General features: G+C 71.0%; 12 protein-coding genes. 6 read left to right on the top strand and 6 right to left on the bottom strand.

The window, feature by feature from the left end; genetic code table 11:
• Positions 1–59: 59 nt before the first annotated feature.
• The 5 genes from ACWDEW_RS11635 to ACWDEW_RS11615 form a co-directional block, all read right to left on the bottom strand.
• Positions 60–2321, bottom strand: coding sequence for a bifunctional glycosyltransferase/CDP-glycerol:glycerophosphate glycerophosphotransferase (locus ACWDEW_RS11635; protein WP_450511862.1), 2262 nt, complete (start codon positions 2319–2321; stop codon positions 60–62).
• Positions 2322–2475: 154 nt separating this feature from the next.
• Positions 2476–3384, bottom strand: coding sequence for a carbohydrate ABC transporter permease (locus ACWDEW_RS11630; protein ID WP_450511861.1), 909 nt, complete (start codon positions 3382–3384; stop codon positions 2476–2478).
• Complete coding sequence (locus ACWDEW_RS11625; protein WP_450511860.1) at positions 3381–4721, bottom strand: carbohydrate ABC transporter permease; 1341 nt, start codon at positions 4719–4721, stop codon at positions 3381–3383. The genes ACWDEW_RS11630 and ACWDEW_RS11625 overlap by 4 nt, the downstream gene beginning before the upstream one ends.
• A 7-nt stretch (positions 4722–4728) precedes the next feature.
• The gene (locus ACWDEW_RS11620; protein ID WP_450511859.1) at positions 4729–6114 is read right to left on the bottom strand and encodes an ABC transporter substrate-binding protein; all 1386 of its coding nucleotides are present in this window, start codon (positions 6112–6114) and stop codon (positions 4729–4731) included.
• Between the two features lie 155 nt (positions 6115–6269).
• Positions 6270–9818, bottom strand: a complete 3549-nt coding sequence (locus ACWDEW_RS11615) for an FHA domain-containing protein (protein WP_450511858.1) — start codon at positions 9816–9818, stop codon at positions 6270–6272.
• Positions 9819–10164: 346 nt separating this feature from the next.
• Between ACWDEW_RS11615 and ACWDEW_RS11610 the strand changes: the two genes are divergently transcribed.
• The 4 genes from ACWDEW_RS11610 (at position 10165) to ACWDEW_RS11595 (ending at position 15593) form a co-directional block, all read left to right on the top strand.
• The gene (locus ACWDEW_RS11610; protein ID WP_450511856.1) at positions 10165–11865 is read left to right on the top strand and encodes a serine/threonine-protein kinase; all 1701 of its coding nucleotides are present in this window, start codon (positions 10165–10167) and stop codon (positions 11863–11865) included.
• A gap of 142 nt (positions 11866–12007) precedes the next feature.
• Complete coding sequence (locus tag ACWDEW_RS11605; protein ID WP_450511855.1) at positions 12008–13249, top strand: serine/threonine-protein kinase; 1242 nt, start codon at positions 12008–12010, stop codon at positions 13247–13249.
• Between the two features lie 284 nt (positions 13250–13533).
• On the top strand, positions 13534–14640 hold the full coding sequence (gene prfB / locus ACWDEW_RS11600; RefSeq protein WP_431250781.1) for a peptide chain release factor 2: 1107 nt from the start codon (positions 13534–13536) through the stop codon (positions 14638–14640).
• Between the two features lie 335 nt (positions 14641–14975).
• Entirely contained in the window at positions 14976–15593 is a 618-nt protein-coding gene (locus ACWDEW_RS11595) for a hypothetical protein (protein WP_450511853.1), read from the top strand.
• Positions 15594–15689: 96 nt separating this feature from the next.
• Here ACWDEW_RS11595 and ACWDEW_RS11590 read toward each other — a convergent pair whose 3' ends face one another.
• Positions 15690–15881, bottom strand: coding sequence for a hypothetical protein (locus tag ACWDEW_RS11590; protein WP_019056429.1), 192 nt, complete (start codon positions 15879–15881; stop codon positions 15690–15692).
• Between the two features lie 251 nt (positions 15882–16132).
• Between ACWDEW_RS11590 and ftsE the strand changes: the two genes are divergently transcribed.
• Both ftsE and ftsX read left to right on the top strand, forming a co-directional pair.
• The gene (gene ftsE, locus ACWDEW_RS11585) at positions 16133–16822 is read left to right on the top strand and encodes a cell division ATP-binding protein FtsE (protein WP_019065989.1); all 690 of its coding nucleotides are present in this window, start codon (positions 16133–16135) and stop codon (positions 16820–16822) included.
• Positions 16823–16877: 55 nt separating this feature from the next.
• On the top strand, positions 16878–17795 hold the full coding sequence (ftsX, locus tag ACWDEW_RS11580) for a permease-like cell division protein FtsX (RefSeq protein WP_450511850.1): 918 nt from the start codon (positions 16878–16880) through the stop codon (positions 17793–17795).
• The last annotated feature ends 33 nt before the right edge of the window (positions 17796–17828 follow it).

Genomic DNA, 17828 nt, shown 5'->3' with positions numbered 1-17828 from the left:
GTCGGTGTCGGCCGCGAGGGACTTGATGGCATGCGAACTCCCCGGTGTGGGAACGGCGTTCAGAGGCGGTCGGTGACGGGTCGGGACGCCGTGGGCTGCGGCACGGTGGTGAGGGGGGCGTGTGTGCGGCTCGCGGCGGCCGAGGGGACCGGGTGGCGGTCGGCGAGCGGGACGACCGGGGGGAGGTCGGTTTCGCCCAACACCACGTGGCGTACGACCCGTTCGGCGGCGCGGCCGTCGTCGTAGGGGCAGAAACGCTCGCGGAACGCGGTGCGCAGCTGGGTCGAGCGGGAGCCGCGCCAGTGATCGGTCGCGAAGATGTCGATCAGCTCGTCCTCGCTGCGAGCGACCGCGCCCGGCGGGAAGGCCCGCAGGTCGAAGTAGGTGCCGCGGGCCGCCTCGTAGGCCTCCCAGTCGTCGGCGTGGATGACGATCGGGCGGTCGAGGTTGGCGTAGTCGAACATCAGGGACGAGTAGTCGGTGACCAGCGCGTCCGAGGCCAGGCAGAGCGATTCGACGCTGGGGTGGTCGGTGACGTCGATGATCCGGCCGGACGCGGCGGTGGCGAGCGGGCCCTCGTGCCAGTAGTGGGCGCGGGCCAGCACCACGAAGCGCGGGCCGAGGCGGCGCAGTACGCGGTCGAGGTCGAGGTGGGCGCGCTGGACGCGGCGGTAGTCGCGGTGAGTTGGGGCGTAGAGCAGGGCGATCGCGTCCTGCGGGATGCCGAGCGACTCGCGCAGGCGGTGCACGTCGGCCGAAGTCGCCTGCTGGAACACGTCGTTGCGGGGATAGCCGTAGGCGAGCGTGGTGTAGCTGCCGGGGTAGACCCGCTCCCAGGTCAGGGTGGTGTGGCGGTTGGGGGACAGGACGTGGTCCCACTTGTCGACGCCCTTGAGGAGTTCGCCGAAGTCCATGTCCCGTGCGGCGGCCGGGCGTTCCTGGAGGTCGAGGCCCATGTGCTTGAGCGGGGTGCCGTGTTGGGTCTGGATCAGCACCTGGCCGGGGCGCTTGACCAGCCGGCGGTCGAAGTTGACGTTGTTCACCAGGTACTTGGAGCGGGCCAGCGCCGTCCAGTAGGCGACCGTGTTCGGGCGCAGCCTGCGGGTGGCGGCCGGGATCGTGTGGTGGTGCTCGGGGCGGGCGATCCACGCGGTGCGGATGTGCGGGGCGTGGGTGCGGAACGCGGTCTCCAGCGCGCCCGGGTTGCAGCTGTGGCCGCGCCCCCAGTAGGCGGCGAACACCGCGCGATCCCGTAGCGGGAGCCGGAGTTGGACCTTGTAGTGCAGCTGGAGGACCGCCGCCTTGAGGTTGCGCAGGAGTTTGGCGGTGAGCTTGACCGCCCGGCGCCGCCAGCTCATCGCCTTCTGCACAGCCCGGAACGTGCGGTGCACGCCGAAGTGCACGAAGGTGTGCCGCATCCGGGTGCGCAGCGGGACCGAGGTGCCCGGGATGCGGTAACGGCGGTAGTGGGCACGGGCCTTGCGCAGGAACTCCGCGCGGGTGCCGCGCGGCAGCCGGTCCGGCTTGGTGAACACCGTCGCCAGGTGGTCGACCATGCGGCGGAACAACACCGGCCGCCACTGGGCGAGTTCGGGGCGCGCGTCGACGAACGCGAAGACCCGGTCGTACTGGTCGAAGACGTCGAAGTGCTTACGGCTGGTGGTGCCGAGGATGTTGCCCTGGCGGCGCTGGCGGTAGTGGACGCAGACCCGGTCGAGGGTCGCGATCGTCTCCGCCGCCATCAGCACCGGGTAGGTCCACGGCGTGTCCTCGTAGTAGCCGGGCGGGAAGGCGAAGCCCTCGCGCTCGACGAACTCCCGGCGGTACGCCTTGTTCCAGGCGACCATGATGACCCGCAGCAGCCCGGGGCGGTCCTCCAGCCGGAACGGCGCCGGTCCCTGTTCGGTCAACTGGGCGGCGACCTTGTTGCGTTGGACCTCCCCGGACCAGTAGGTGCGGGCGTAGTCGAAGACGAGGACGTCGGGTTCGCCGGTCTCCTTGAGGCGGTCGGCGATCGAGCGCAGCGCGTCGGGCGTGAGTGTGTCGTCGCTGTCGAGGAAGACCAGATAGTCGCCGGTCGCCTGTTCCAGACCGGCGTTGCGGGCGCGGCCGAGGCCCTGGTTCTCGGGGAGGTGGACGGCGCGTACGCGGGCGTCGCGGGCCGCGAACTCGTCGATGATCGCGCCGCAGGCGTCCGGCGAGCAGTCGTCGACCGCGATCAGCTCCAGATCGGGATACGACTGGGAGAGCACCGATTCCAGGCATTCGTGCAGGTACGCCTGGACCTTGTACGCGGGGACAATGACACTGAACCTGGGCAAGGGACATCCATGGGTCGGTCGGCGCGGGCGTTCTGCCCGGGAACGGCCGATGGAGTGACTTGGTTACGCCGCGTACGGCATACGGGGGACGCACGGTGAACGCGAAGGGGCGGGCCGGTGACGGCCCACCCCTTGAACTATGTGCGGTTTATTACTATTTGACCGCGCCCGCCATCACACCGGACACGAACTGCCGCTGGAATGCGAAGAACACGGCCAGCGGGATCACCATGGAGATGAACGCGCCGGGTGCCAGCACGTCGATGTTGTTGCCGAACTGGCGTACCTGGGTCTGCAGTGCGACCGTGATCGGCTGCGTGCTGGACTTGGTGAACACCAGCGCGACCAGCATGTCGTTCCACACCCACAGGAACTGGAAGATGCCCAGGCTCGCGATCGCGGGCCCGCCGAGCGGCATCACGACTCGCGCGAACAGCCGGAGTTCACCGGCGCCGTCCAGCCGTGCCGCCTCCAGCAACTCGCGCGGGATCTCGGCGAAGAAGTTCCGCAGCAGGAACACCGCGAACGGCAGCCCGTACCCCACATGGAACAGGATCACCCCGAAGATGGTCCCGAACAGGCCGATCTTTCCGAAGAGTTCGGCGATCGGGATCAGCGCGACCTGCACCGGCACGACCAACAGGCTGACCACGCCCAGGAACCACCAGTCGCGGCCCGGGAACTCCATCCACGCGAACGCGTAGCCCGCGAGCGCGCCGATCACCACGACCAGGACCGTCGCCGGGACGGTGATCAGGACGGTGTTCCACAGCGAGCTGGTGATGTCGCTGTTCTCCAGGAGCGTCTTGTAGCTGTGGAAGGTGAGTTGGGAGGGCTGGCTGAAGACCTTCCACCAGCCGCTCGCGTTCATGTCCTCCGGGCTGCGCAGCGAGGACAGCAGCAGCCCGATCGTCGGCACCAGCCAGAACAGGCCGACGAGGATCAGGAACACGCGGACGAGACCTCCGCTCGCCGCCGCCGCGAGCCGCGAGCCGAGCGACTCCCGCGCCTTCACGACCTCAACAGGCCCTGTCTTTCCCAGAGTTCCGGCATCCGCCGTCATCGCCGCACCTCCCGCCGCAGCCGGCGCACATTGAAGAGCATCACCGGAATCACCAGCAGGAGCAGGAACACCGAAATCGCGCTGGCGATCCCCGGCTGGCCCTCCGAGAAGCCCTTGCGGTACAGCTCCAGGGCGAGCACGTTGGCGTCGTCCTGGGAGGAGCCCGGGGCGATGATGAAGACCAGGTCGAAGATCTTCAGCACATTGATCATCAGCGTGACGACGACGACCGCGAGCACCGGCGCCAGCAGCGGCACCGTGACCCGCCGGAACACCTGCCACTCGTTGGCTCCGTCGACGCGAGCCGCCTCCAGCAACTCCCTTGGCACGCCCGCGAGTCCGGCCGCGATCAGCACCATCGCGAACCCGGCCCACATCCACACGTACGACCCGATGATGGCCGGCGTCACGAGCGACGGGCCCAGCCACTCCACGCCGTTGTACGGCTGCTTGAAGTTGCTTGCCGGGAGCCGGAGTTGGGCCCCGTCGGCGCTCGCGGGCAGCGTGAAGGTGCCGTCCCCCGCGGCTTTCGTCGAGGCGACCACCTTGCCGTCCTTGACGGCCTCGACGCGCATCCCGCCGTAGCCGAGCTCGGAGGGGTCGACCGCGCCGAGCTTGCCGACGCCCTTGCCGCGGGTGAAGTCCTGCCAGGTCGTGCCGGTGATCTTCCCCGGCTCCGGCTTCGCCGCCGCGGCCTTCTTCGCGCTGTCCGGCATCTGGTCGGGGGCGACGCCGACCAGCGGGAGCGTGACGGTCTGGCCGGTGTGGACCGTCGTACTGGTGACGAAGCCGCCGTGGTCCGCCTTCAGCGGGGACTGGCGGCCCGGGTGGGCGTTGGGGAACGCCGACGACGAGACGAACGTGTCGTGGATGCCGACCCAGACCGCGTTGGCGACACCCTTGTGCGGGTCCTGGTCGTAGACGAGCCGGAAGATGATGCCGGCGGCGAGCATGGAGATCGCCATCGGCATGAAGACGACCAGCTTGAACGCCGTTCCCCAGCGCACCCGTTCGGTCAGCACCGCGAAGATCAGGCCGAGGGCGGTGGCGACCGTCGGCGCGAAGATCACCCAGATGACGTTGTTCTTCAGGGCGGTGCGGATGCCGTCGTCGGTGAACAGGGCCTTGTAGTTGTCGAATCCGGCGAAACCGTCGCCGGCCTGGTTGCCGAAGCTGCGGACCAGCGAGTACCCGATCGGGTAGACCACGAGCGCGCCCAGCAGCACCAGGGCGGGCAGCAGGAACAGCACTGCCACGGTCCTGCGGGTGCCGGTCACGCTCTTGCGGTTGCGGGGAGGGACGGAGGCCCCGGGGGCCTCCGCCGCTGCCGATGCCATCTCGGGCTCAGCTCCCGCTCGCGTACGCCGCCGCCGCGTCCTTCTCCAACTGCGCCTGCGTGCCCGCGATATTGGTCGGGTTCTTCAGGAAGTCCTGGAGGTCCTTCCACTCGCCCTTGCCCGGGGTACCGCCGAAGGACTGCGGGGCCTGGTCGGACATGTCGAAGCGGAAGTCGTCACCGGCCGCGATCAGCGACTTGGCGATCGTCCGCTGCACCGCGTTCGGGTAGGCCGAGTCCGGCACGTTCTTGTTCGGGGAGAGATAGCCGCCGAGCTTCGCCTGGATCGTCGCCGCGTCCGGCGAGGCCAGGAACGTGGCCAGCGCCTGGGCCGCCTTGGAGTCCTTCAGGATGACGGCCGCGTCGCCGCCGGAGACCACCGGCGCCGTCGAGCCCACCGACGGGAACGGGAACACCTTGGCGTCGGTGCCCACCTTCGCCTTCGTCTCACCGATGTTGACCTGCACGAAGTCGCCCTCGTAGACCATCGCGGACTTCGGCTGGTCGCCGCCGGTGAAGGTCTGGGTGACGGACGCGGGGAACTCGGTCTGCAGGGCGCCGTTCTGGCCGCCCGCGATGTACGCCTTCTTGCCCCAGATCTGTGCCAGCGTGGTCAGCGCCTCCTTCACGGAGGGATCCGTCCACTTGATCTTGTGCTGGGCGAGCTGGTCGTACTTCTCCGGGCCCGCCTGCGACAGATACACGTTCTCGAACCAGTCGGTGAGCGGCCAGCCGTCCGCGCCCGCGATCGAGAAGGGGGTGACCCCGGAGTCGTAGACCGTCTGCGCGGTGGTCAGCAACTCCTGCCAGGTCTTGGGCTCCTTGGCGCCCGCGTTCGCGAAGACCTTGGCGTTGTACCAGATCAGCGACTTGTTGGCGGCCTTGTAGTACACGCCGTACTGCTTGCCGCCGACCTTGCCGATGTCCTGCCAGCCCTGCGAGTAGTTCTTCTGCAACTCCGCGAGCGCTTCGGCACCCAGAGGCTTGGCCCACTTCTTGTCGACGGCCTGTTTGATCGCGCCGGGCTGCGGGAGCATCGCGACGTCCGGCGGCTGGCCGCCCGCGATCTTCGAGCCGAGGAAGTTGATGATCGGGTCCTGCGCGGGCACGAAGGTGACCTTGGCACCCGTGCGCTTCTCGAACTCCGCGAGGACCGCCTTGAAGTTCTTCTGCTCGGCACCCGTCCACACGGCGGCCACTTCGAGGCTCTGGCCGTTCAGTTTGGGGAGGGTCACCGTGCCGGTGCTCTCCGAAGGGGTGCTGGACTTGCCGCTGTCGCTCTTGTTGCCGCTGCCTCCACAGGCGGTCAGTGAGAGCGCCAGTGCCCCCGCGGCGACAACTGCCGCTGTACGTACGGTGGTGCGTGTCCGGATTGTGCTGCTCGTGCTGCGCATCACTGCCCCGTTCTTCGTTCCTCGTCGAACGCTCGAACGCTTCCGTGCGCACTGGTCTACGCCCGGTACTTGAACGCGGCAAGATGGCGTCCGCTGTCAAGACCGGGATCGTGACTGGGTCGTGACGTGGGGTTGTGTGGGCAATCTGTGAACGATCAGAGGAGTGACGGGACCTCCGCCGCCGACACCGAACGCGTCGCCCGCTCCAGCGCGCTGGCCAGGAGCGCCAAGTCCGTGGGTCCGTTGCCCAGTTCGCGGACCGGGCGGCGGGCCGGGGGGTCGCCCATGCGCTGCCACTCCAGCGGGACGACCGTGGGGCGGAGCGTCGCCGTGCGCGGGATACGGCCCGTCACGCGACCACCCTGGAACGGGGTGCTCCGGCCGTCCGCGAGGGTCAGCCGGCCCCGGCCGGGCGCCGGTTCCTCCGGGCCCTGGGTCGTCGGGTCCAGGGTGACGCGGAGGGTGGCGTGCCGGGCGGGTTCCGTCTCGGCGGTACGGGCGTCCAGCGCGGCGGCCGCCACCAGGTGCACGCCGAGCCGCTCGCCCTCGCGGGCCACCGCCTCCAGCGCGCGTATGACCGAACCGGCGGCCGGGCGGCCGGGCGAGCCCAACGGCGGCTTCACCAGGGCGTCCAGGTCGTCCACGACCACCACCAGCCGGGGCAGCGGCGGTGCCGCCTCCGTCTGCTGCCGGGCCGCCGCCGGGCGCAGCCGGATCGTCGAACTCGTCGGACTCTCCAGATCCCCGGCAGCGGACGAACCCCGCTGGGCGACGATCCGGCCCGACACCTCGTGCCGGGAGTGCCACTCGGCGAACCCGATCCGGCCCAGCAACTCGGCCCGCCGCTTCAGCTCCGCGCTCAGCGACTGCGCGAACTCCCGCATCCGCACCGGATCGTTGGCCGTGAGATGGGTGGTGACATGCGGTACGTCCGTGCAGACCCGCAGGCCCTCGCCATGACCGCTGCTCGCGCCGACGCTGTCCCGGCCGTCGATCAGCACGATGCCCAGCCGGTCGGGACGCTCGGCCGCCGCGAGCGAGGCGACCACCGCCCGCAGCGACTCCGTACGCCCACTGCCCGGCGGGCCCTCGATCAGCAGATGCGGCCCCTCGGCGGCGAGGTCCGCGCTGACCGGCCCGCGCGGTCCGGCCCCGAGCACCGCCCAGGCCCGCCCGCCGAGCGCGTCCTTGTCGTCCCCCGCGTCCGCCCAACGCGCCAGCAGGGACGCCGGGGTGGCCCGCGCCAGCCCCAACTCGTCCAGCAGCCGCGCCGATTGGGGCAACGGCGCCGACACGCGCACGTGCCGCTCACCCGTCGCGCCGTCCGCCCTGAGCGGCGCCAGCGCCCGCGCGAACCGCTCGGCCCACGCGAGCGAGACCGCGTCCACGGCGGCTACGGTGCCTTCGCCCACGGGGCCCACGGGAGTGGAGTCCGCCGAGCGGGGATCGGACCCGCGCGAGGCGGGCGTACCGGGGCGTCCCTCCGCCGTACCGGGCTGCCGGGCCCCGTCGTGCGCGACCCGCAGCAGCCGCAGCGCCGTCGCCACGTCACCGCTGAGCAGCGCGACCGCGCCGCACTCCCGGAAGGTCGGCGCCGCCGCGCAGGCCGCCTCGTAGGTCTGCGCCACCGGTGACGTGGGCGAGGCCGCCTCCGTCTCGGCGAGGCACAGGACGTGGATACCGGCCCGGGGCCCGTCGTGGGCCAGCCGCGCCACCGCCTCGCGCACATCGGCGCCACCCGGGTCACCGTCCACCACCAGCACGGTGTACGGGCCCGTGAACCCGTCCGCCGAGCCGTCGCCGTCGTCGGTGCGGGCCCAGGCGGGGCGGTGTACGGCCCCGCGCACGGGGTCGGCGGTGTCGGACGAACGGGGCCGGGCGGCACCGGAGTCCGGGTCGTCGAGGGCGTGCGGGCCGGGTGCGCCGGAACGGTCGTGATGGGCCTCGTCGGCGGTGGAGTACGCGATGGGTGCGCTCGACGGGGAACCCGCGCCCGGCCGGTGACGCTCGTCGGCCGGACCGCGCTGCGCGCCGATCCCCGGAGTCCGCCGGCCGGCGTCGGGAGAGCTCCCGTGGGCGGCCCTCGGCCCGGCTCCGCCGTACGGGTCCGTGGTGTGGTCCTCCAGGCGCCGCAGGAGTTCGTCGGTGCGGGCCGTGGCCTGTTCGCGGTCGTAGGCCAGCAGCAGGCGGCAGTCCTGGCCGTGCCCCGGACGCAGATGGGGCAGCCAGCCGAGCCAGGACCACTCGGCCGTGCGCTCGGCCACCGGACGCGCCCGGTCCGTGCTGATCAGCACGATCTCCAGGGCGTCCGGGGAGTGCAGCGCGGCGAGCTGGGCCACCACCGCGCGGGCGAGCCCCGCCAGCCGCGTGCGCGGTCCGGCCAGGCCCAGCGCGCCGACCTCGCGGAGCCCGGAGGTCACCGGCACCGCGGGCAGCAGCGCCGAACCGTCCGGTGTCGCCCGGTCGGCGGTGCCGAGCCGCACGGTGAGCGCCTCGGGGTGACCGGGGCCGCGCTCCCACAGCCGGGGTCCCGGGCCCAGGGCGGTGAGCAGCAGGGCGGCCGGATCGGGCCAGGTGTCCGGCTGCTGGGCGGGCACGGGCGGGGTCTGCGCGTTCTTGCCGGCGCCCTCGCCGTCGTAGGAGTCGTGGGAATCGCCGTACGCGGTGTCGTACGGCGACTCGGGGTCCTCGCCGGCCGACTCGCCGCGGCCGCCCGTCAGACGGCGGGCCCACTTGCCGATGCCGCCGCGCCTGCGCACGCCTTGCGGCACCTCGGTGCCCCGCAGGGGGGTGCCCTTGCGGCCGTCGTCGTCGCCGGGTTCGTCACGCGCGGGGATGTGCGAGGTCGTCGTCCGCGCGGAGAACGATTCTTCGGCGCGCTCGCCCTCGGGGTCCTCGCCGAGCGCGCCGAAACGGCCGGCGTGGGTGTCCCCGCCGTCGGGGACCGTGCGGTGCTCGATGCTCGGGGCGGTGCCCTGGCCGGGCACCACGGGAGGCTGCGCGCGGGGGACCGCGGGGGTGCCGGGGGACACGCGCACGTGCCCCTCGCCGTCCGGGGTCGTCTCGGTGCGTGCTCCCGGGCCGCCGGACGGGGTCAGCCGCAGGGCCGACTCGCCGATCCGCAGCAGCGCGCCCGGGGCGAAGCGGACCGGGCGGGTGCCCACGCGCGTGCCCGCCAGTGTGGTGCCGTTCGTCGAGCCCAGGTCGGCGACCGAGACCCGGCCGCCGGGGTCGACCGTGACCGCGCAGTGCAGCCGGGAGACGTCCGGGTCGTCCAGCGGGACGTCGGCGTCGGCGGAGCGGCCGATGTGGATCTGGCCGCCGTGCAGGAGGTGCACCCCGCCCGCGTCCGGGCCCGCGACCACATGGAGCTGGGTCGGGGCGTCGTCCAGCTCGGGATGCGCCTCGGGCTCGGCCGGGGCGCCCAGGGACAGCACCGCGCCGTCCGTCAGCGGCGGCTCGCCGAGCGTGCAGCGCTGGGTGTCCAGGCGCTCCACGCCCGCGTAGAGCACGACCGGGGCGCCGGACTCACGGCTCCGCTCGGGCGCGGACGGGTCGGCGGAGACCGCCGAGGCCAGCGCGGAGGCCACCGCGGCCAGGGCCGTGCCGGCGGGCGCGGTGACCAGCACATCGCAGCTCGCGGAGCGGCCCCGCGGCTGCGCGGGCGGCCCCAGCGGGTCTACGACGGTCAGCCGGATCTGCATCGCCGTCAGCGGTCCCTTCTGCCCCGGGCGCGGAATATTCCCCCACCCCGCGCGAGCACATCGGCCAGTTCTGCACGCATCCTCGCACCTGCCACTGACAACGCGCCCGGGGCCCGGCAGCAAGTGATCTTGATTGGTCAGCTCTGTCCCCAAAAGTGCCTGACCAGTGCCGCGCCGGTGATCGAGTGAGACCGGTCATGTCCGGCTTCGGTGACCATTGGGGCAACCGGGAGACCGGGGTGAGCGTCTTTCCTTCGAACATGTACGGCGATGCTTACGTAGGTAGCCGCAAGAGGGGCGGCACTACAGTGGACCGGAACACAGGCAAGCAGCAGGGAGCGCAGACGTGCGGCCGGTAGGCAGCAAGTACCTCCTGGAGGAGCCGCTCGGACGCGGCGCCACGGGCACCGTCTGGCGGGCCCGCCAGCGTGAGACCGCGGGCGCCGAGGCGGCTGTCCAGGGTCAGCCCGGTGAGACCGTCGCGATCAAGGTCCTCAAGGAAGAACTCGCGAGCGATCCCGACATCGTGATGCGGTTCCTGCGCGAGCGGTCGGTGCTGCTGCGCCTGACCCACCCGAACATCGTCCGGGTCCGCGACCTGGTCGTCGAGGGCGATCTCCTGGCGCTCGTCATGGACATCGTCGAAGGCCCCGATCTCCACCGCTATCTGCGCGAGAACGGCCCCTTCAGCCCCGTCGGCGCCGCCCTGCTCACCGCACAGATCGCCGACGCGCTCGCCGCCAGCCACGCCGACGGCGTCGTCCACCGCGACCTGAAGCCGGCGAACGTCCTGCTCAAGCAGGACGGCGGCCAGATGCACCCGATGCTCACCGACTTCGGCATCGCCCGCCTCGCCGACTCCCCGGGCCTGACCCGCACCCACGAGTTCGTCGGCACGCCCGCGTACATCGCGCCGGAGTCCGCCGAGGGCCGCCCGCAGACCTCCGCCGTGGACATCTACGGCGCCGGCATCCTGATGTACGAGCTGGTCACCGGACACCCGCCGTTCTCCGGCGGCTCCGCCCTCGAAGTCCTGCACCAGCACCTCAGCGCCGAACCGCGCCGCCCCTCGACGGTCCCCGACCCGCTGTGGACGGTCATCGAGCGCTGCCTGCGCAAGAACCCGGACGAACGGCCCAGCGCCGAGAACCTCGCCCGCGGCCTGCGCACCGTCGCCGAGGGCATCGGCGTGCACGCCAACTCCGCGCAGATCGCCGCCGCCGAGAACGTCGGCAGGCTGCTCGCCCCCGACCCGGCCCCCGCGGCCGTACCGGGCGTACCCGGCGCCGCCGACCCGACGCAGGTCCTCTCGCACGGCGCGGGCGGCTTCGACCCGAACGCGGCGACCAGCGTCCTCCCGCACACCGGCGGCCCGCTGGGCGCCGCCGACCCGACCACCGTCATGCCGAACCGGGGCGCGGCCGATCCGACGACGGTCATGCCGCAGAACCCGTACGGCCAGCAGGGCGGGCAGGGCCAGCAGAACCAGCCCGGTGGCCCCGGTCCCGAGCAGCCGCACCCCTGGCAGAACCAGCTGCGCGCCGCCCGCGACCGCAACGAACAGACCCAGTTCCAGCCCTACCTCGACCCGGGCGAGGACCCGCTGCGCCGCCGCCCCCAGCGCCAGGTCTCCCGCCCCCAGCAGCAGCCGCAGCAGCCCCGACAGGCCGCCCAGCAGCGCCCGCAGCAGCGGCCCTCACAGCGCCAGCAACCGCAGCAGGGCTACGGCTATCCGCAGCAGCAACAGCCGCAGCAGTACGCCCCGCCGAGGCCCCAGCAGCCCCAGCAGCGGCCCCAGGAACCGGCGCGCGAGCCCCGCCAGCCGCGGCAGCGCAGCGCCAACCCGATGAAGATCCCCGGCCTCGGCTGCCTGAAGGGCTGCCTTTTCACGATCATCCTGCTGTTCGTCGCGGGCTGGCTGGTCTGGGAACTGACCCCGCTGCAGGACTGGATCGGCACCGGCAAGAGCTACTGGCAGGAGATCAGCCACGTCGTCGGACAGGTGAGTGGCTGGGTCAAGGATCTGAGTTCCGGCGGGAACAACTGACCCTCCATTGGCGGCGCAATGCCCCAAGTCCGGCGTCGTGTTGGTGATTTGTCGACACCCAGTGGGTGATTTCCGCCCTGGCGGTGAAGGTTGGCTCATCTGACGCGTAGTTTTAGCGACACACGCGTCGGTAGGAGCAGTCTTGGCACGGAAGATCGGCAGCCGGTACACCGCCAACCAGATCCTGGGGCGGGGCAGCGCCGGCACGGTGTGGCTGGGCGAGGGTCCCGATGGGCCCGTCGCCGTCAAGCTGTTGCGCGAGGACCTCGCGTCCGACCAGGAGCTCGTCGGCCGCTTCGTGCAGGAGCGCACCGCCCTGCTCGGCCTGGAGCACCCGAACATCGTGTCCGTACGGGACCTGGTCGTCGACGGCAACGACCTCGCCCTCGTCATGGACCTGGTCCGCGGCACCGACCTGCGCACCCGCCTCGACCGGGAACGCCGGCTCGCCCCCGAGGCGGCGGTCGCGATCGTCGCCGACATCGCGGACGGGCTCGCGGCGGCCCACGCGGCAGGCGTCGTGCACCGGGACGTCAAGCCGGAGAACGTGCTCCTCGACATGCAGGGCCCGCTCGGCCCCGGCGGCGCGCACCCCGCCCTGCTGACCGACTTCGGGGTCGCCAAACTCATCGACTCCCCGCGCCGCACCCGCGCCACGAAGATCATCGGTACGCCGGACTATCTCGCCCCCGAGATCGTCGAGGGCCTGCCCCCGCGCGCGGCCGTCGACATCTACGCCCTGGCGACCGTCCTCTACGAACTCCTCGCCGGATTCACGCCGTTCGGCGGCGGCCACCCCGGCGCGGTGCTACGACGCCATGTCACCGAGACCGTCGTACCGCTGCCCGGAATCCCCGAGGAGCTGTGGGCGCTGCTCGTCCAGTGCCTGGCGAAGGCCCCGGCGTCCCGGCTGCGGGCCTCCGAACTCGCGGCCCGGCTGCGCGAACAGCTGCCGCTGCTCGCCGGGATGCCCCCGCTGGACGTCGACGAGCCGGACACCGAGCAGGAGGACGCGGAGCCGGAGGAGGCTCCGGTGGCCACGCCCGCGCGCGGCGAGCGGGTACGGCGTGGTGCCGTACCGCTGGTGCCGGGGGCCAAGCCCGCCGACTCCAACCGGGACACGCACACCTCGATGCGGGTGCCCGCGCCGGACGAACTCGCCGGTGGGGCGCGTGGCACGGCCCGTGCCCCGCGCGCGGCGGGCGCCCCGCGGCCCGGTTCGGCCCGGCACCGGGCGGCGACGCGGCGTCGGCGGCTGACGCTCGGGGCGGCGGCGGTGGTGCTGGTCGCGGCGGTGGGGGTCGGTACGTGGGCGGCGACGTCGGGGGACGACTCGGGCGCGAACTCCCCGGACACGAAGAACTCGTCACCGGCTTCGCCTTGAGGGTTCTCGCCCCCGCCGCCTCTGCCCGTCCCGTCCCTGGGGGCTGCCGCCCCCAGCCCCCCCGCTTCGGCCTGAACGGCCTCGTCCTCAAACGCCGGACGGGCTGAGGGACGCGGACCGGCGTTTCAACACTTCTCGTCCCACCGAGTCGGGTGGTGGGTGGGCACAGGCCGGGAAGGGTCTGGGGGCGGAGCCCCCAGGACGCCCGCACCAGGCGCCGGTGAGTCGGAGCCCCGGTCACAGCCACGGCACTCCCCGCTTGGCGGAGCCGTTACGCTGGAGGCGTGGCAGTCGTCGATGTTTCCGAAGAGCTCAAGTCCCTCTCCTCGACCATGGAGTCGATCGAGGCCGTCCTGGACCTGGACAAGCTGAGGGCAGATGTCGTCGTCCTTGAGGAGCAGGCCGCGGCGCCCTCCCTGTGGGACGACCCGGAGGCGGCGCAGAAGGTCACCAGCAAGCTGAGTCACCTCCAGGCCGAGATCCGCAAGACCGAGGCCCTGCGCGGCCGGATCGACGACCTCTCGGTCCTCTTCGAGATGGCCGAGGAGGAGGACGACCCGGACACCCTCGCCGAGGCGGAGAACGAGCTGACCGCCGTCAAGAAGGCGCTGGACGAGATGGAGGTCCGCACCCTTCTCTCCGGCGAGTACGACTCCCGCGAGGCCGTCGTCACCATCCGCGCGGAGGCCGGCGGCGTCGACGCCTCGGACTTCGCCGAGAAGCTCCAGCGCATGTACCTGCGCTGGGCCGAGCGCCACGGCTACAAGACGGAGCTCTACGAGACGTCGTACGCCGAAGAGGCCGGCATCAAGTCGACCACCTTCGCCGTGCACGTTCCGTACGCCTACGGCACGCTCTCGGTCGAGCAGGGCACCCACCGGCTCGTCCGGATCTCGCCCTTCGACAACCAGGGGCGCCGTCAGACCTCCTTCGCCGGTGTCGAGATCCTGCCGGTCGTCGAGCAGACCGACCACATCGAGATCGACGAGTCCGAGCTGCGGGTGGATGTCTACCGGTCCTCCGGGCCAGGTGGTCAGGGCGTCAACACCACCGACTCCGCGGTCCGCCTCACCCACCTCCCCACCGGCATCGTCGTCTCCTGCCAGAACGAGCGCTCGCAGATCCAGAACAAGGCCAGCGCGATGAACGTGCTCCAGGCCAAGCTGCTGGAGCGCCGCCGCCAGGAGGAGCAGGCCCGGATGGACGCCCTCAAGGGCGACGGCGGCAACTCCTGGGGCAACCAGATGCGTTCGTACGTCCTGCACCCGTACCAGATGGTCAAGGACCTGCGTACGGAGTACGAGGTCGGTAACCCCGAGGCCGTGTTCAACGGCGAGATCGACGGCTTCCTGGAGGCCGGAATTCGCTGGCGCAAGCAGCAGGAGAAGTAACTCCGCCAATAACTCCGCGAGTTGCTTCCGGGTGACTTTGTCGACAAGGCAACTGCCGTCCACCGGGCGGCAGTTGCCTTTCGCGTATCCGGATGTCTGGGTTTTACATCACACTCACAGGTTCCATCCCCCAGCAAAGAGCGCTTAGTTGGACATTGCGCTCGCAACGGCCTTGACGTTGCTGTGAAAAATGGGAAGGGTGAAGCGTGGCATGCGTGTCTCCGGGGCGCATGTGAACCGGGGGAGTCGAGCTTTCGCCAGCCGCTACCCCTGTCGATCACGGCCCCGGACACCGACGCACCACTGACGACGAGCTACATGGGGGTAGCAACCTAATGACGAAGAAGACGCGGATCCGTGTCGCGCGCATAGCGGCGGGCGCGATCATCGCCGCCGGCGCCTCGCTGACCGCCGCGGGCGCCGCATCGGCGCTCGACCTGGGCGTGACCGTGGACGGCAACGGGGTCAGCGCGGACGTCAACCTCGACGACCCGACGACCGACCCGGTCTCGACTCCGCCCGCGACTCCGACCGACACGGGCGTCCCGACCGCCCCGGACAGCACGCCGCCGGCCACCCCGCCGTCCACGCCCGTCTCGACGCCTCCCACCGACGAGCCGACCGAGCCCACGGACAACCCGACCGAGCCGACGGACGAGCCCACGACCGACAGCCCGTCGGACGGCAGCACCAGCGGCTCCGGCACCGGCTCGACCGGCGGCAACAACACCGACCCCGACGGCGGCTCCTCGGCCCAGGAGGCCGGCACCTCCGCCCTCACCGACACCGGTTCCGACACCTCGGCCCAGGGCAGCGGTGACGAGCTGGCCGAGACCGGTGCAGGCCAGACCGCGTTCCTGCTGATCGGCGCCGCCACGATGATCGCCGGCGGCATCGCCTTCCGCGTGCTCCCGCGCCTCGCGAGCAGCAACCGCGGCGGCACGATCGCCTGACGGTAGCCGTCCCCGTACGGACCGTACGCACGTCGTACCACGAAGGGCCCGGAGCTTGTCGCTCCGGGCCCTTCTGTGTGTCCTTGTCCAGGCCGCCTACGCGGTCTGGTGCGCCACCAGCGCCAGCGCCGCGATCAGCACCGCGAGCAGGGCGATCAATGCCATGGGGTTGAGATTGCCCCACGGGTTCTCCTGCTGCAGCCGCGCGCGGTTCGCGCGGCAGACGGGACAGCGGCCCTCGTTCACGGGCGCCGCGCAGTTCGCGCACACCAACCGGTCGTACGTCATGCGCTCGCCCTCCTTGCACCGGCTTCCACAGACACAACGCCTCGGGAAACTAGAACGTTCCCCCTCCACTGTGCCAGGTTCCGCGGGATTCGGCGCGGCTCGCCTTATCCTGCCCCGACCTTGCGCGTTCCAGCCCTTCAAATCCGCGACAAAACGTGCAAGCCTCGCACAACCCCGGAGGGCGACTGCGCGGGCACACCAGGGTCGCGTATGGTCACGCTCACCTACCCCCGGCTACCCGTGGTGCTCCCGTGATCCGATTCGACAGTGTCTCCAAGGTCTACCCCAAGCAGACCCGCCCCGCTCTCAGGGACGTCTCCCTGGAAGTGGAGAAGGGCGAGTTCGTGTTCCTCGTGGGGTCCTCCGGCTCCGGAAAGTCCACCTTCCTGAGGCTGGTCCTCCGCGAGGAGCGGTGCAGCCAGGGCCAGGTGCACGTGCTGGGCAAGGACCTCGCCCGCATCTCCAACTGGAAGGTGCCGCAGATGCGCCGCCAGCTGGGGACCGTCTTCCAGGACTTCCGCCTGCTGCCCAACAAGACGGTCGCCGAGAACGTGGCCTTCGCGCAGGAGGTCATCGGCAAGTCCAAGGGCGAGATCCGCAAGTCCGTGCCCCAGGTGCTCGACCTCGTCGGGCTGGGCGGCAAGGAGGACCGGCGCCCCGGTGAGCTCTCCGGTGGTGAGCAGCAGCGCGTGGCCATCGCGAGAGCCTTCGTGAACCGGCCCAAGCTCCTCATCGCGGACGAGCCCACCGGCAACCTCGACCCGCAGACCTCCGTCGGCATCATGAAGCTGCTCGACCGGATCAACCGGACGGGCACCACCGTGGTGATGGCGACGCACGACCAGAACATCGTGGACCAGATGCGCAAGCGCGTCATCGAACTGGAGGGCGGCCGCCTCGTCCGTGACCAGGCACGTGGCGTCTACGGCTACCAGCACTGACCGCCGTTCGACCGCCGTCTGATGTCCGTCCACGGAAAGGCCTGAAGAAGCCGCCATGCGCGCCCAGTTCGTACTGTCCGAGATCGGTGTCGGTCTCCGCCGCAACCTGACGATGACCTTCGCGGTCGTCGTCTCCGTAGCCCTGTCCCTGGCCCTCTTCGGCGGCTCGCTGCTGATGAGCGACCAGGTCACCACCATGAAGGGCTACTGGTACGACAAGGTCAACGTCTCGATCTTCCTCTGCAACAAGAGCGACGCCGAGTCCGACCCCAACTGCGCCAAGGGCGCGGTGACCGACGACCAGAAGGCGCAGATCAAGTCCGACCTCGACAAGATGTCGGTCGTCCAGAAGGTCACGTACGAGTCCCAGGACGAGGCGTACAAGCACTACAAGCAGCAGTTCGGCGACTCCCCGCTGGCCAGTTCGCTCACCCCGGACCAGATGCAGGAGTCGTACCGCATCAAGCTGAGGGACCCGCAGAAGTACCAGGTCATCGCGACCGCCTTCGACGGCCGTGACGGCGTCCAGTCGGTGCAGGACCAGAAGGGCATCCTGGACAACCTCTTCGGCCTGCTGAACGGCATGAACTGGGCCGCCCGCGCGGTCATGGCCCTCATGCTCGTCGTCGCCCTGATGCTGATCGTCAACACCGTGCGCGTCTCGGCGTTCAGCCGTCGCCGTGAGACCGGCATCATGCGGCTGGTCGGCGCGTCCGGCTTCTACATCCAGGCCCCGTTCATCATGGAGGCCGCCGTCGCCGGCCTCATCGGCGGCACGGTCGCCTGCGGATTCCTGGTGATCGGCCGGTACTTCATCATCGACCACGGCCTGGACCTGTCCCACAAACTCAATCTGATCAACTTCATCGGCTGGGACGCCGTCCTCACCAAGCTCCCACTGATCCTCGCGACGAGCCTCCTGATGCCCGCGCTTGCGGCGTTCTTCGCGCTGCGCAAGTACCTGAAGGTGTGACACATGCCAAGAGGGCCGTACGGGCAACCGCCC

This window comes from Streptomyces sp. NPDC001100 (genome assembly GCF_053598575.1).
The sequence above is the reverse complement of the archived record's forward strand: the minus strand, read 5'-3'. Positions and strand labels throughout refer to the sequence as shown.